The sequence below is a fragment of the Altererythrobacter lutimaris genome (assembly GCF_013371495.1).
GTDB classification, from domain to species: Bacteria; Pseudomonadota; Alphaproteobacteria; order Sphingomonadales; family Sphingomonadaceae; genus Erythrobacter; species Erythrobacter lutimaris_A.
On the sequence record NZ_JABWTA010000001.1, the window covers coordinates 2059817 to 2073251 of the forward strand.

At 57.0% G+C, this 13435-nt stretch carries 11 protein-coding genes; 2 read left to right on the forward strand and 9 right to left on the reverse strand.

Translation table 11 applies throughout. From position 1 onward, the window contains the following. Positions 1-21: 21 nt before the first annotated feature. Positions 22-819 (reverse strand): polyphosphate kinase 2, encoded by a 798-nt coding sequence (ppk2, locus tag HUO12_RS09960; RefSeq protein WP_176273420.1) that lies wholly within the window; start codon positions 817-819, stop codon positions 22-24. A 56-nt stretch (positions 820-875) separates the two neighbouring features. Here ppk2 and phhA point away from each other — a divergent pair, with 56 nt between their 5' ends. Beyond that, entirely contained in the window at positions 876-1817 is a 942-nt protein-coding gene (gene phhA, locus HUO12_RS09965) for a phenylalanine 4-monooxygenase (protein WP_176273422.1), read from the forward strand. A gap of 4 nt (positions 1818-1821) precedes the next feature. On the opposite strand, the gene HUO12_RS09970 is transcribed toward phhA, so the two are convergent. From HUO12_RS09970 to HUO12_RS09985, 4 genes are all read right to left on the reverse strand, one after another. After that, the gene (locus tag HUO12_RS09970; protein ID WP_176273424.1) at positions 1822-2079 is read right to left on the reverse strand and encodes a hypothetical protein; all 258 of its coding nucleotides are present in this window, start codon (positions 2077-2079) and stop codon (positions 1822-1824) included. Positions 2080-2161: 82 nt separating this feature from the next. Beyond that, positions 2162-2956, reverse strand: a complete 795-nt coding sequence (locus HUO12_RS09975; RefSeq protein ID WP_176273426.1) for an undecaprenyl-diphosphate phosphatase — start codon at positions 2954-2956, stop codon at positions 2162-2164. Positions 2957-3162: 206 nt separating this feature from the next. Continuing rightward, entirely contained in the window at positions 3163-5376 is a 2214-nt protein-coding gene (locus HUO12_RS09980; protein WP_332310398.1) for a M13 family metallopeptidase, read from the reverse strand. A 153-nt stretch (positions 5377-5529) separates the two neighbouring features. Further along, positions 5530-7260, reverse strand: a complete 1731-nt coding sequence (locus HUO12_RS09985) for an ABC transporter transmembrane domain-containing protein (protein ID WP_176274404.1) — start codon at positions 7258-7260, stop codon at positions 5530-5532. A gap of 390 nt (positions 7261-7650) precedes the next feature. Here HUO12_RS09985 and HUO12_RS09990 point away from each other — a divergent pair, with 390 nt between their 5' ends. Next, on the forward strand, positions 7651-8907 hold the full coding sequence (locus HUO12_RS09990; protein ID WP_176273428.1) for a polyhydroxyalkanoate depolymerase: 1257 nt from the start codon (positions 7651-7653) through the stop codon (positions 8905-8907). A 489-nt stretch (positions 8908-9396) separates the two neighbouring features. Here HUO12_RS09990 and HUO12_RS09995 read toward each other — a convergent pair whose 3' ends face one another. From HUO12_RS09995 to HUO12_RS10010, 4 genes are all read right to left on the reverse strand, one after another. After that, positions 9397-10281 carry a phytanoyl-CoA dioxygenase family protein gene (locus HUO12_RS09995; RefSeq protein WP_176273430.1) on the reverse strand — a complete coding sequence of 295 codons (885 nt, stop codon included), beginning with the start codon at positions 10279-10281 and terminating at the stop codon, positions 9397-9399. 368 nt (positions 10282-10649) lie between these two features. Further along, complete coding sequence (locus tag HUO12_RS10000) at positions 10650-11249, reverse strand: DUF4126 domain-containing protein (RefSeq protein ID WP_176274405.1); 600 nt, start codon at positions 11247-11249, stop codon at positions 10650-10652. A gap of 173 nt (positions 11250-11422) precedes the next feature. Further along, positions 11423-12604, reverse strand: a complete 1182-nt coding sequence (locus tag HUO12_RS10005; RefSeq protein ID WP_176273432.1) for an acetyl-CoA C-acyltransferase — start codon at positions 12602-12604, stop codon at positions 11423-11425. Positions 12605-12678: 74 nt separating this feature from the next. Next, complete coding sequence (locus HUO12_RS10010; RefSeq protein WP_176273433.1) at positions 12679-13128, reverse strand: MaoC family dehydratase; 450 nt, start codon at positions 13126-13128, stop codon at positions 12679-12681. Positions 13129-13435 lie beyond the last annotated feature (307 nt).

Genomic DNA, 13435 nt, shown 5'->3' on the forward strand with positions numbered 1-13435 from the left:
TTTTCGGCCATCGCCACCCACTCAATCCATCGAATAGTTCGGGATAGGCCGAAGCACCCCATATTCTTCCTCAAACGGCTCATGGTCCAACTCGGGAAAATCCAGTTCCGGTGGATCGATATGCGTATCCGGCAGACGGTCGAGCAAATCGCGCACCAGCGTAAGCCGTCCCCGCTTCTGATCGTTGAAATCAACCAGCGTCCACGGCGCGTGATCAGTGTGGGTCGCCGCCAGCATCTCCTCGCGCGCGTCAGTGTAGGCCTGGTACTTGTCGCGCGCAGCCAGATCGATAGGTGAGAGTTTCCAGCGCTTCAGCGGGTCTTCCAGGCGTTCGCGCAGCCGCTCTTCCTGATTGTCCTGATCAGTCGTTAGCCAGTATTTGAACAGCAGGAATCCGTCATCGACGAGCTGTTTTTCAAATACCGGCGCCTGCTGGAGAAACGCCTCAACCTGTGCGTCGTCCGCAAACCCCATGACTTTCTCGACCCCGGCGCGGTTATACCAGCTGCGGTCGAACAGCACGATCTCGCCAGCGTTCGGCAGATGCTTGATATAGCGCTGGAAATACCACTGCGTTTGCTCATCCTCGGAAGGTTTGGAAAGCGCAACGATGTGACATTGACGCGGGTTCAAGCGCTGACTGACCGCGCGGATAGCGCCGCCTTTGCCCGCAGTATCCCGGCCTTCAAACAGGACAACGATGCGCACGCCCGTCGCTCTTGCCCACCGCGCCATCGCGACAAGCTCCAGCTCCAATGGCTCCAGCAGCTCTTCGTATTCCTTGCGCTTCAGTTTGCCTTTGCGGCCGCCATTCCCCATTCGCAATTCCTCTCTGGTCACTGAGCTTCACGCTTGGTATAGTTGCAACTGTAACTATGGCTACAATGACAACCGATACGCTGGATTACACAGTCCTGCCCGATTTGCCGGCGGATGTCTTTACTGCGCCGCTGCAAAAACCTGCGCATGTCAGCGATGACTGGCTTGAACCTGCACAAACGCAATATTCCTCTGAAGACGATGCAATCTGGAACGATTTGTTCGCACGCCAGATGGAAGTGTTGCCGGGCCGCGCGGCAAGTGCCTTCATGGCGGGGCTGGAAAAGCTGGATTTAGGGCGCGGCGGTGTGCCTGACTTTGGCAAAATGTCGGAAGAGCTCACCGCTCTGACCGGCTGGAGCGTGGTGCCGGTGCCGATGCTGATCCCGGACCACGTCTTCTTCTGGCACTTGGCCAATCGCCGCTTCCCTGCGGGCAATTTCATCCGCACGCGAGAAACCTTCGACTACATTCAGGAACCCGACGTCTTCCACGACGTGTTCGGCCATGTGCCCATGCTCACTGATCCGGTGTTTGCCGATTACATGCAGGAGTATGGCCGAGCGGGATGGAAAGCGATGCGTTACAACCGGCTGAAAGCGCTCGGCTCGCTCTATTGGTATACGGTCGAATTCGGGCTCATCGAAGAGGCCCCTGACGACATCCGCGCTTATGGCGCGGGCATTCTCTCAGGCCCCACTGAAGTTATCTTCGCCACCGAGGCCGAAAGCCCCAATCGCATCATGCTCAATGTCGATCGCGTCATGCGCACCGACTATGTCATCAGCGATCTGCAGCCGACCTATTTTGTCATCGAGAGCTTTGAGGATCTGTACCGTCAGACCGTCGAGCGGGACTTCGACCGACTTTATCGCAATCTCTCGCCGGCTTTCACTTACGCGAATTCAGCGGTTATCGACGTTGACAATGTCCTTCATCGCGGCACGCAAGAGTATCTACTGCGCGGCGGACGCGGATCAGGTGCGAAACCGGTTTGATCTTTTAGTCTGAAAGACGGCTCTGACGCAGGTACACGACACCTGCAAGTACAGCGCTGGCGCTGACAAGAGCGGCGATGCAGGCAAGAGCGCTCAGCCCGCCGATAAACGATCCGCTATTCGCAAGAATGCCGGAGATCACAGCAACGACCGCGCCGATACCGACATGCTTCAGCACACCGCCACGGTCTTCGATCCGCGCGATGATTGTCGCGATCCAACCGAGCAATGCGCCCAAAAATGTCAGCACGAGAAGTGCCATGCGATAATCGTCCTTGTGTGTCCTAATTTCGTAACACGCCGCGCTGCGGTTTGGTTCCGACAGAGTTGATCGCGCGTTTACTTTACATAAAGATCAGCAATCCTGCACCCAGCAAAACACGATAGATCACAAAGACCATCATCGAGGCTTTCTTGAGGAAATTCATAAGGAAAGCCATGGTAAGGAACGCGGAAACAAAGGTCAGACCGCCAGCGATCAAGGCATCGGCCTGCATCTGCGCGGAAGCCTCTGCCAGGTCGAACGCGATGAGAATACCTGCACCTGCAACCGCTGGCATCGACAAAAGGAACGAGAATCGCGCAGCCTCGACCCGCTGGTATCCAAGGAAGCGCGCCATCGTCATTGTCACACCCGACCGGCTGGTGCCCGGTATCAACGCCATCGCCTGTGCGAGACCGACGAGGACAGCATCGCGCAAAGTGAGTTGCTCGTAAGTCTTCTCTTGTTTGCCCAAGTGGTCTGCAACGCCCAGAAAAATGCCGAATACGATCAGATTAATGCCCACCAGTGTGGTTGATCGGAAACTGTCGAGCACATCGAGCGCATAGAATGCGCCGCCGAGCAGAACGGCAGGGATCGTCCCGATAACGATCCACCAGAACAGGCTCTTTTGATGCGGATCGTCGGCGAGACCAACATTGGAGAGTCCGCCACGCACGAGGCCCAGCGCGTCGCGCCAGAAATACATGATGATCGCAAGCAGCGATCCCACATGCACCGCCACATCGATTAGTGGACCTTGATCGCGGAATTCGGTCAGTTTCGGGATCAGGATCAGGTGCCCTGACGAAGAAATCGGCAGGAATTCCGTGATGCCTTGAACAATGGCGATGATGAGGAGCTGTAGCAGGTCCATGGCGCGCAGCCTGTCATGCTTGCAGGCGAGTAAGTCAATTCATAATTTGGACGACCTAGCCACCCGCGCCCTCCGCCCTTCCACCCGGAGCGTACCGGGATATCATCCGGGTGGAAGGGCGGAGGGCGCGGGCGACTGGGTTTGTGGCCAAAAAAGAAACGGGCCGCTCTCTCGAGCGACCCGCTGCTTTCATCCAAGCCTCAGTATTACCAGATCCGGATGCGTTCTTCCGGCGGCAGGTAAAGCTCGTGCTCCTCTGTCACATTGAACGCTTCATACCATGCATCCAGATGACGGACCGCATTGTTCACGCGGAATTCCCCGGGTGGATGGTTTGCAGTCATCACACGGTTGCGCAGACTCTCTTCACGCTCCATGCCGCGCCAGATCTGCCCAAAGCCGAGCAGGAAGCGCTGGTCGCCAGTTAGACCATCAATGACCGGTGCTTCTTCGCCATTCAGAGACAAGCGATAAGCCCGGTAGGCCATTTGCAGGCCGACCACGTCGCCGAGGGTTTCGCCCATGGATTGCGGGCCGCGCAAGCAGACCGGCCCTTCTACGCTGTCGACGGGGCAGTAGGCTTCGATGAATTCCGCCATGCGCGAAGCGAAGGCTTCAAACCCCTTGCGGTCTTCATCCTGCCACCAATTGCGCAGCGCACCTTTGGCATCAAAGCGCGAGCCTTGATCGTCATAGCCATGACCGATTTCATGGCCGATCACAGCACCGATCCCGCCATAATTGACCGCAGGGTCCGCGCTTGCATTGAAGAAAGGCGGCTGAAGGATCGCAGCCGGGAAGACAATGCGATTGGTCAGCGGCGAATAGTACGCGTTCACCGTTTGCGGCAACATGCCCCACTCGCTTGGATCAACCGGGGTGCCCAGCTTTGAGCGCGCATCTTCAAGCGCCCAACCGATCGTCGCCATGCGGTTGGCGAGCGGGTTTTCCGGTGTGATGTCCAAGCCTTCATAGGTCTCGAACTCGTCGGGATAGCCGATCATCGCGACAAACCCGTCGAGCTTATCTTTGGCTTCCGCCAGAGTGGCATCTGTCATCCACTCATTCTCTTCGAGCGATGCAGCCATCGCAACGCGGAGATTGGTGACAAGCTCGTCCATCTGCGCTTTGCTTGCCGGCGGGAAGTAGCGCTCGACATACAGCGCGCCCAATTGCTCGCCGAGTTGAGTTTCCACTTCGCCTATGCCGCGCTTCCATCGTTCACGCTGCTCTTCGCGCCCGGCAATAGTCCTCCCGGCAAACTCAAAATTCGCTGCATCGAGCTCGCTGGTCAGGACGTCCGCATTGCCTGAAAGGAAACGCGCCGCCATGTAGGCCTTGATCGTTGCAAGCGGAGTTTCCGTCAGCAGTTCCATCATTGCAGGCAAGCCACCGCCCATCATACCGAGCTGCTTTTCCGTAAGGCCAAGCTGCTCGATTTCCTCAGGCGTTGGCGGCAATTGTGGTGCGAGGAAGCGTTCTTGCGTATCAAACTTCCCTGAAGCGAGAACGCTTTCAATCGGGAAATCGCCTGCAAGTTCAACCAGCTCTTCCGGGCTCAGCACGTTGTAGCGCAGATCAGGGATGCGCATCATCTGACGCGCCCATTCCAGTTCAGCGACCTTGTGTTCAAAGGCGTAAACCGCTTCAGCGGCACTGCGCGGCTCCTCGTATCCCGCTGCGGTGAGGAGCGTCGTGAGATAGTCGAGATAGGCCGCGCGAATTTTGAGATTGTTTTCTGAGTCGACGAGATAATAATCGCGATCAGGCAGGCCCATGCCGCTGAACCCGATGGAAACGGCATGCTCGGTCGGGTTGCGTGCATCAATCGTGACGCCAGCGCTAATCAAAGCAGGATAGCCCGGTGCTGAAAACAATTCTGCAAGACGTGCGAGATCGGGCGCCGTAAAAATTTCAGTCAAGTATGGCCGGGCTGGCGCAAGGCCGGTCGCGTCAATCGCGTCCATATCGACATAGGCGTTATACGCGTCGACGATACGGCGCGCAGCTGTGCCTGGGGCAGGATCGGAAGCAACAAGATCAGAGATCAGCGTTTCAACGTCGACTACAGATTTCTCGCGCAACAGATCAAAGGCGCCAAAGCGCTGGCGATCAGCCGGGATTTCGTTAGCAGCAATCCACTTGCCATTGACGTAGGCATTGAAATCGTCGCCCGGCGCGACTGAGCCATCGATCATGTCGAGGCCCACACCCCAAGTGCCGAAATCCATCGTCGGCACTGCAGTCGCACCTGCCGCTTCCGTCTCCGATGCGCCGGCCTTGCTTTCAATCCAGCTTGCATCGCTGTGATCGTGGCTGTGTGCATGGCCATCACCATGATCCGGCCCAGCTGCGATAGCGGGGCTTGCAAGCATCAACGCAAGCGCGCTCGTGCAGGCAGAAAGAAGAGGTTTTTTCACAGTTGAAAGTCCCGTTGATTAAGTGGCTTGCAGCGCTGAAACGCTGTGCATGAGGCGCTGCTTAGCGCGAGCCGACGCAAAACGGCACCCCTTCGTCGGAAATTCCTGCAGTTCATCGATAAACCGGCGCTGAACGTCGCGCTTTCAGCCTTTTCAGGCAGCCTCGCTGGATGCGAACTGCAAAGAGGCAAGCCGCGCATAGAGCCCGCCAGCTTCGCTCAATTGCGCATGCGTGCCTTGCTCTACAATCGCGCCGTCCTCCAGCACGATAATCCGGTCAGCTTTGCGCACCGTGGCAAGCCGGTGCGCGATCACCAGCGTCGTGCGTTCTGTCATCAGCCGATCAAGCGCTTGCTGGACCAGCTGCTCGCTTTCCGCATCAAGCGCGCTGGTTGCTTCATCGAGCAGCAGGATGGGCGTGTCGCGCAAGAGAGCGCGCGCAATCGCGATACGTTGCTGCTGGCCGCCTGAAAGCCGCGTGCCGCTTTCGCCGAGATAGGTGTCGAGACCTTCCGGCAGGTCGCGCAGGAATGTTTCTGCATTGGCAGCGCGCGCTGCGTCCCAGATTTCCTCCTCGCTCGCATCCCATTTGCCGTAGCGCAGGTTGTCGCGCGCATTGGCGCTGAACAACAAGCCGTCTTGCGGCACGAATGCCATGCGGGCGCGGACTTCAGCGGGGTCCGCTTTTGTCAGCGGCACCCCATCCAAACGGATTGTGCCTGCCTGCGGATCGTAGAATCGCTCAGCCAGCTGGAAGATCGTCGACTTGCCTGCTCCTGAAGGCCCGACGATTGCGACGGTTTCGCCCGGCTCAATCTCCAGCGAGAAGTTCTTCAGCGCAGGCACTTCGGGCCGTGTCGGATAGCGGAACGTCACATTGCGAAATGACAGGCTGCCGCGCGGTGGGTGAGGCAATTTCTCAGGCCGCGGCGGGGCTGCAATCGTGGGCATTGCGCTTAACAGCTCGTCCAAACGGCTTGCCGCCCCCGCACCGCGCAACAGATCGCCATAAACTTCCGTCAGAGCGCCAAATGCTCCGGCGACCAAGCCGCCAGTGAGCACGAATGCAGCGATTGTACCGCCGGTTATTGTTCCTTCGCTGACTGCAATCGCACCGCGCCACATAACCAGCGTGATCCCGCCGAAGATCAGGAAAATCACAATCGACGTCATCGCAGCGCGCAGCAATATGCGCTTGCGAGCTGTCTCGAAGGTTGCTTCGACTGCATCGCCAAAGCGGCCAGCCTCACGGCTTTCCTGGTTGAAGCTCTGCACGATCTTCATGCCAGAAAGCACTTCTGTCACCATCGCGCCGACATCCGCCACCCGGTCCTGGCTTGAGCGCGAGACCGAGCGGATACGCCGCCCAAAGAATACAATCGGCAAGATGACAATCGGAATGCCGATCAAAAGACCCAGCGTCAGCGTTGGCGCGAGCACCAGCAGCATGATAGTGCCGCCAATCGCCATCAGCGTGTTGCGCAAGGCAATAGAGACCGTTGTGCCGACAACCTGCTCGATAATAGCCGTGTCCGACGTCATCCGGCTGGAGATTTCCTTGGGGCTGTTCTCTTCGTAGAAACCGGGGGCGAGCCGCAGAAGATTGGTCTGCACCTGGCGGCGGATATCGGCCACGACACGCTCGCCGATCCAGCTGACGAAATAGAACCGCAATGCAGTACTGATCCCCAGTACGACCACGATCATCAGCAGGTACTGAAACGCCTCCGCAATCTGTGCGGGGTCGGCCGAGCCGCCAAACGCATCATCGATGATCACTTTAAAGCGCCACGGAATCGCCAGCGTTGCGCCGGCGGTCACCAGCAATGCGGCAAAAGCGAGCATGATCTGCGTGGGATATTGCGCAGCTGCTGAAAAGATCATCTTCAGCGGACCAAGCGTCTTGGCCTTGGGAGCGTCATCCTCTTCACTGTCAATGGCGCTGTCCGGCTCATCATCGCCAGTAAGCAGGTTCACGGCATCTGCCGCGCCTTTAAGAGCTTCCTCGCCAGTGAGCGACGGATTGCTTTCCGCCTCGTTTTGCCCATGCGCCCCGACCATTTTATCCGATTTCCCGTCCATTGCTTAACGGACCTAGCGATTTGCCCAGCGAATTACACCTGCAAAATCAGCAACAGATATGCATCACCTTTGTGCTGTTTTGGCCCATATTCAGCTATTGTGCATTGCAACATAAGCATAAAAGGGCCACGTAAGATCAGAAATCGCCCGCAATGAGGCGCAAGAACGGGAAAAACAGCAGGGGAATTCGCATTGCTTTACCACGCCTATGAACTCCAGCGCAGCTGGCTCAACTCCGCGAGCGCCTGGGCCTCTATCAGTGCAGAGGTGCTAAGCAATCCGGCCAATCCCTGGGGTTATACCGGCATTGGACCCATGGCAGCGAGCGCGCTCGACGTCTTCGCGCATGCAACGGCCAACTACGAAAAGCCGGCTTTCGGCATTACAGAAGTCGAAGTTGACGGCCAATTGCTCCCTGTCATCGAATCGACTGTGCTCAACCGCCCCTTTGGCGATTTGAAGCGTTTCAAAGTCGATGGCGTAGACGTGGTCGACGGGCAACGCACCCATGCACGTCCGAAACTCCTGATCGTTGCGCCAATGAGCGGCCACTATGCGACACTGCTGCGCGGAACGGTCCGCCGCATGCTTCAAAGCGCGGAAGTCTACATTACCGACTGGGCCGATGCGAAGACCGTGCCGGTCCATGAAGGGCATTTCGATCTCGATGACTATATCGATTACCTGATCGAGTTCCTGCAACATATCGAAGCGCAAGACCCCGGCAGTCGTCCGCATATGATGGCGGTGTGCCAGCCTTCAGTGCCAGCCTTTGCCGCAACCGCGCTGATGAACCTGCACAAGGATCCGGCAACGCCGCTAACTCTCACAATGATGGGCGGCCCTATCGACACGCGCGAGAGCCCGACGACGGTCAATAACCTCGCGATGGAGCGTCCCATTGAATGGTTCCGCCAATCCGTCATCGCAACCGTGCCGATGAACCATCGCGGCGCAGGCCGCAAAGTCTATCCCGGATTCCTGCAGCTTTCAGGTTTCATGAGCATGAATCTCGGCAGCCACATGATGAGCCATTATGAGATGTTCAAGCATCTCAATGCGGGCGATGAGGAAAGCGCACAGGCGACCAAGGATTTCTACGACGAATATCGCGCGGTTTGCGACATGACAGCAGAGTTCTATCTCCAAACGGTCGAAGAAGTGTTCCAGACGCACTCGATCCCTAATGGCGAATTCCGCCACAAAGGCGAGCTGGTCGACATCACGAAGATCACCGATACCGCGCTGCTTGCGATTGAAGGCGAGCGCGACGATATTTCAGGCCTCGGCCAGACCAAGGCCGCGCTTGATCTGTGCCCTAAGCTGAAGGCTTCGCAAAAACGCTATTACATGGCGGAAGGCGCAGGCCATTACGGCATCTTCAACGGCAGCAAATGGCGGAGCAAAGTCGCACCGGTCGTCGAAGAATGGATGGCGAAGCACGGTTGAGTGCGTCCAAGTTGAAAGGTCAGCTAGCGACTCATTTGCGGACATTGACGCGAAGTCGCCTTTTGGCGATCAAGCGGCATGTATATCGACAAAGCCTACGACCAACGTGAGGAACTATCAGACCGTGATCTTGAGAGGCTTCTGGCTGCCTTGCGGGATGAAGTGGAGCGCTATCGATACGCTATACGTAACTACCCGCCTGATCGCATGGAGAAGCACGGTAAACCGTTTCTCGCGAAGCTAGAAAAGCGAGTGGCCATAGTGCAAAGAGTTGTCAAAAGCCGAGGCTTGCAATCCTGAAGGCTCAATTGGCCGACCGTCCGCTTTCCACCCAGAAACGGACGTTCGACTGACGACCCAGTTGCAGACTTAGCGAAGCGGTTACCGAAGAGCTGAAAGCAGCCATCATTACGTATTTGACCTCAGAGAAAGCGTGCTGCATCTCCGCAATCCGAATTCTTCAGTAATCTATAGCGCTGACTATCCAGCCTAGCCGTCAATTCGCTCGGCGACTTCCGCTCGCGGAAATCTGCATGTTGGCATCATCCGTGCTTTATTTGACGAATTCGGTGCCGGGGTGTGCAGTAAGCGCAAATCCATGAGGTATACGTCGCCGACACAACCTGTCAGTTCAATTACTTTCAGTTCGACTTCTCCCACTCGTCCCGCCGTCTCCGCTAGGTCAGTCATCGCAGGGGTCTCAGAGTGAAAGAGCCTAGCGAAGAACCCTTCTTGCCGGAGATGGTCCTTCACCTGTTTGGAAGACAAGACAGAGTGCTCGCTCAACAATCGGTGTGAACCCTCGACCACAAGCGTCGCTCCGCCTTGCGGTTCGACATCGTCGAGGAAAGTAAATGCTTGTAATCCAGGTGTAGTTCGCTCTGCGAACTTGGGTAGGTCGGTGTGCCACACATCGCTTGGGATCGACCAACCCTCATGGCTTGGTAATGAGAAAAGAAGTTGTTGTCCTGGCGGCAATGGCGTCACTCGCGCACCAATCAGCTCTTCTATTATCGACGTGAGGCGATCACCGACCAACTCGGGAAATTCGTTCGATCTGTTCAGCTTGTTTAGCGCTTTGCGAAATGTTTTCGGCACGCCAAATTTGCCAGGCGCTTTGACCCACCCCTCAGCGGAGTAGAGGCTGTGTTCTTCAGCCAGCTCCAGCACCATGCTGTGGGCAATTTGAGCCTGCTCAGGTGCAACTAGCCCCTCAAGCTTTGCTATGCCCTTCTGTCGAAGTGCACTTCGTATTTGATGCAAATTCTCCATCAAAAGTAACCTACTATCGAGCTCGCATCTTCGCCAACAAGAAGGACAAATCAACGCCGTGACGTTCTGAAATGCAAAATCGAAAGGCTGAATTACAGCCATGTCCGCTTTCCACCCCATAATCCGTCATCCTGAACTTGTTTCAGGATAACAGCTTCAACGGCCAGGGTTATACTGAAACGAGTTCAGCATGACGACAGTTACAACCGCTCCGCATCCACCAACATTTCCTACATTGGCACTGCGCGCTAACCCGGCGCAGCTCTTTGAAACTGTCGATCTCCCTCTCGCGCTAGCCGAAAACCGCTCCTAGAACTGCCTCGCGAGTTTTGCAAAAATAGGAAAAGTGTCAACTTTGTTGGAAGGACCAAAAACGGCAGAATACTGGGGGTTTGAGGCCGATTTGACAAAGTTGACAGGTGTCAACTTCGTCAACTTTGTTGGAAATGCTTTTCGCCGCAAAAATCCGGCTAAGGCTCTGCTTTAGGCGTTCGGAAGAACAATCGCTTGATCACACGCCGCGCCCACATGAGCAGCAAAACCACCAGCACCAGCAGAACCAGCGCAATCCCGCCCGCTACGACCGGATATTCGTACGCTAAGTAAAGCAAGCCAATCGTCGCGACATCCTCCACGCTAGACATTGCGACATTGCTGACCGGCTCTGGCGAGGTGTTCACGACTGCACGCGCGCTCGCTTTGCCGCCATGTGCAAGGAAGCTCGCCCCGCCGCCTAGCAGGAACGCGATAACCTGCATCGCCGGATCGGATGGATCGACAATGGCGAGGGCTAGCAATGCGCCGCCAACCGGCCGCACCAGTGTGTGCACCGTGTCCCACGCGCTGTCGAGCCACATGACTTTGTCTGCGAAGAACTCCGCCAATGCTCCTATCGCTGCAATGCCGATGACCCAGGGATTGCCGAGGACAGCAAGGCTCTCCAGATGTTCGGGCAAAGGCAGGACGTCCGCCCGCATCGCGACACCGGTTGCAAAGATGCACAAATAGAGCCGCCAGCCGCTCAACAAGCTGACACTTCCTGCGATCCCGATGATTTCCATGATCCCCATGGCTGAGAGTGTAGCCACAAACGCTCGCAAAGAAAAAGGCGGCGCAAGAATCCTCCCGCACCGCCTTTGAATTCTTGATAACGGCAGTCAAAGCGCGACTGCGCGTCGGCCGTTAGGCCGCCCCCGCGGAGGTGGCGCGCCCTGCGCGCCTACCGCGAGCGCAAAAGACTCAATCAAAACACCTCGAACAGGCCTGCTGCGCCCATGCCGCCACCGACACACATGGTGACAACAACGTATTTCGCGCCGCGACGCTTGCCTTCGATCAGCGCATGGCCGGTGCAGCGCGCGCCCGTCATGCCATAAGGGTGGCCGATTGAGATCGAACCGCCATTGACGTTGAGGATGTCGTTATCGATGCCGAGCTTGTCGCGACAGTAGAGGACCTGCACAGCAAACGCTTCATTCAGTTCCCACAGGCCAATATCGTCCATCTTCAGACCGGTCTGCTTCAGTAATTTGGGAATAGCGAAGACCGGGCCGATGCCCATTTCGTCGGGCTCTGTCCCAGCGACGGCCATGCCGACATAACGGCCCAGCGGCTGCAGACCCTTTTGCTCAGCGAGCTTGGCTTCCATGACAACGGAGGCCGAAGAACCGTCCGACAACTGCGACGCGTTACCGGCAGTGATGACTTTGTCCGGGCCCATCACGGGGTTGAGACTCTGCAATCCTTCGAGCGTCGTCGACGGACGGTTGCCTTCATCCTTGGTGATCGTCGTCTCGACCTGGCTGATCTCGCCGCTTTCCTTGTCCTTCACCATCATAGTGGTGGTCACCGGCACGATCTCGTCGTCGAACTTGCCAGCTTCCTGAGCAGCGGCAGTGCGCTGCTGCGACTGAAGTGCATACTCGTCCTGCGCTTCGCGGCTGATATTGTAGCGTGCAGCAACCGTCTCTGCCGTGCCGAGCATCGGCATGTAAACGTCTTTGTGCATCGCGATCAGCGAAGGATCGGGCGCGACGCGCATTTCAGGCGTCTGGACCATCGAGATCGAGTCCTGACCGCCGCCAACAACGATATCCATATTGTCGACGATGACCTGCTTGGCTGCCGTCGCAATCGCCATCAGGCCGGATGAGCACTGACGGTCAATTGTCTGTGCAGCCACGCTTACCGGAGCTCCGCCGCGCAGAGCGACCTGGCGGCCAATATTGCCCGCTTGCGTGCCTTGTGTGAGGACTGCGCCCCAGACGACATCGTCGATTTCGGCTGCGTCAATACCAGCACGCTCGACAGCGGGTGCGAAAGAGAGCGCACCCAGCGTTGCGCCAGGAGTTGCGTTGAAACCGCCTTTGTAAGCGCGCCCAATGGGCGTGCGAGCGGTGGAGACGATGACTGCGTCACGTGACATGTTGGTGTCCTTTCAAGGGTAATACGATCCAGCCCCGCCGAGCGGAGCAGTGTAAATGTGATTTGCGACAGAACTTAGACGAAGAACTGCGTGATCCACTCGCAGATCAGAGCCGGCTTGTCCTCGCCTTCGATTTCGATGGTGATTTCGCAAGTCTGCTGCCACTGGCCGGGGCGCTTCTCGACCATTTCGGTAAGCTTCCAATGACCGCGAATACGCTTGCCAACTCGCACAGGCGAAATGAACCGCGTTTTGTTGCCGCCATAGTTGACCGCCATCTTGATGCCCTCGAGGCGCGGCATGTCGCTGTTGGCAGACAGGTAAGGGATCATAGACAGCGTCATAAAGCCGTGGACGATGGTTCCGCCGAACGGTGTCATCTTGGCTTTTTCTTCGTCAATATGGATGAACTGGTGATCGCCGGTCGCATCAGCGAACATGTTGACCTTGTCCTGAGTCATTTCGACCCATTCGCTGGTGCCGATAACTTCGCCGGTTTTCGCTGCGATCTCTTGGGGGGTCATGGGTTTGTCTCCTCTCAAACTTGCGATGCCGCATCATTGCTGCAGTTGCGAAGCTTCATGGCCTATGGCGTCAGGCAAGGCAATGCGCGAGATGGCGCCGCTACGGCATGCTGGCGTTTACGTAAGCGGAAACTGATCCTATATGCCTATCGAGACGCGATTTGGTGCTCATCACGCGATGATTCGCAGTTTGCTGCTGGAACCACTCGGCTTCAGACGCATAACAACAGGCGGAGTGCATAGTGCATAGCTATGCCTTCCCCGTGTGAAAGATTGCTTCGCGCTCAGGCATTGCAAAATTGCGTTT

Excerpts from the sequence above, each read along its gene's own strand:
- HUO12_RS10010 (WP_176273433.1), bottom strand. The coding sequence starts at position 13,128 with ATGACCCCCCAAGAGATCGCAGCGAAAACCGGCGAAGTTATCGGCACC.
- ppk2 (WP_176273420.1), bottom strand. The coding sequence starts at position 819 with ATGGGGAATGGCGGCCGCAAAGGCAAACTGAAGCGCAAGGAATACGAA.
- HUO12_RS09975 (WP_176273426.1), bottom strand. The coding sequence starts at position 2,956 with ATGGACCTGCTACAGCTCCTCATCATCGCCATTGTTCAAGGCATCACG.
- phhA (WP_176273422.1), top strand. The coding sequence starts at position 876 with ATGGCTACAATGACAACCGATACGCTGGATTACACAGTCCTGCCCGAT.
- HUO12_RS09985 (WP_176274404.1), bottom strand. The coding sequence starts at position 7,260 with ATGATCTTTTCAGCAGCTGCGCAATATCCCACGCAGATCATGCTCGCT.
- HUO12_RS09995 (WP_176273430.1), bottom strand. The coding sequence starts at position 10,281 with ATGGCTGTAATTCAGCCTTTCGATTTTGCATTTCAGAACGTCACGGCG.
- HUO12_RS10005 (WP_176273432.1), bottom strand. The coding sequence starts at position 12,604 with ATGTCACGTGACGCAGTCATCGTCTCCACCGCTCGCACGCCCATTGGG.
- HUO12_RS10000 (WP_176274405.1), bottom strand. The coding sequence starts at position 11,249 with ATGGGGATCATGGAAATCATCGGGATCGCAGGAAGTGTCAGCTTGTTG.
- HUO12_RS09970 (WP_176273424.1), bottom strand. The coding sequence starts at position 2,079 with ATGGCACTTCTCGTGCTGACATTTTTGGGCGCATTGCTCGGTTGGATC.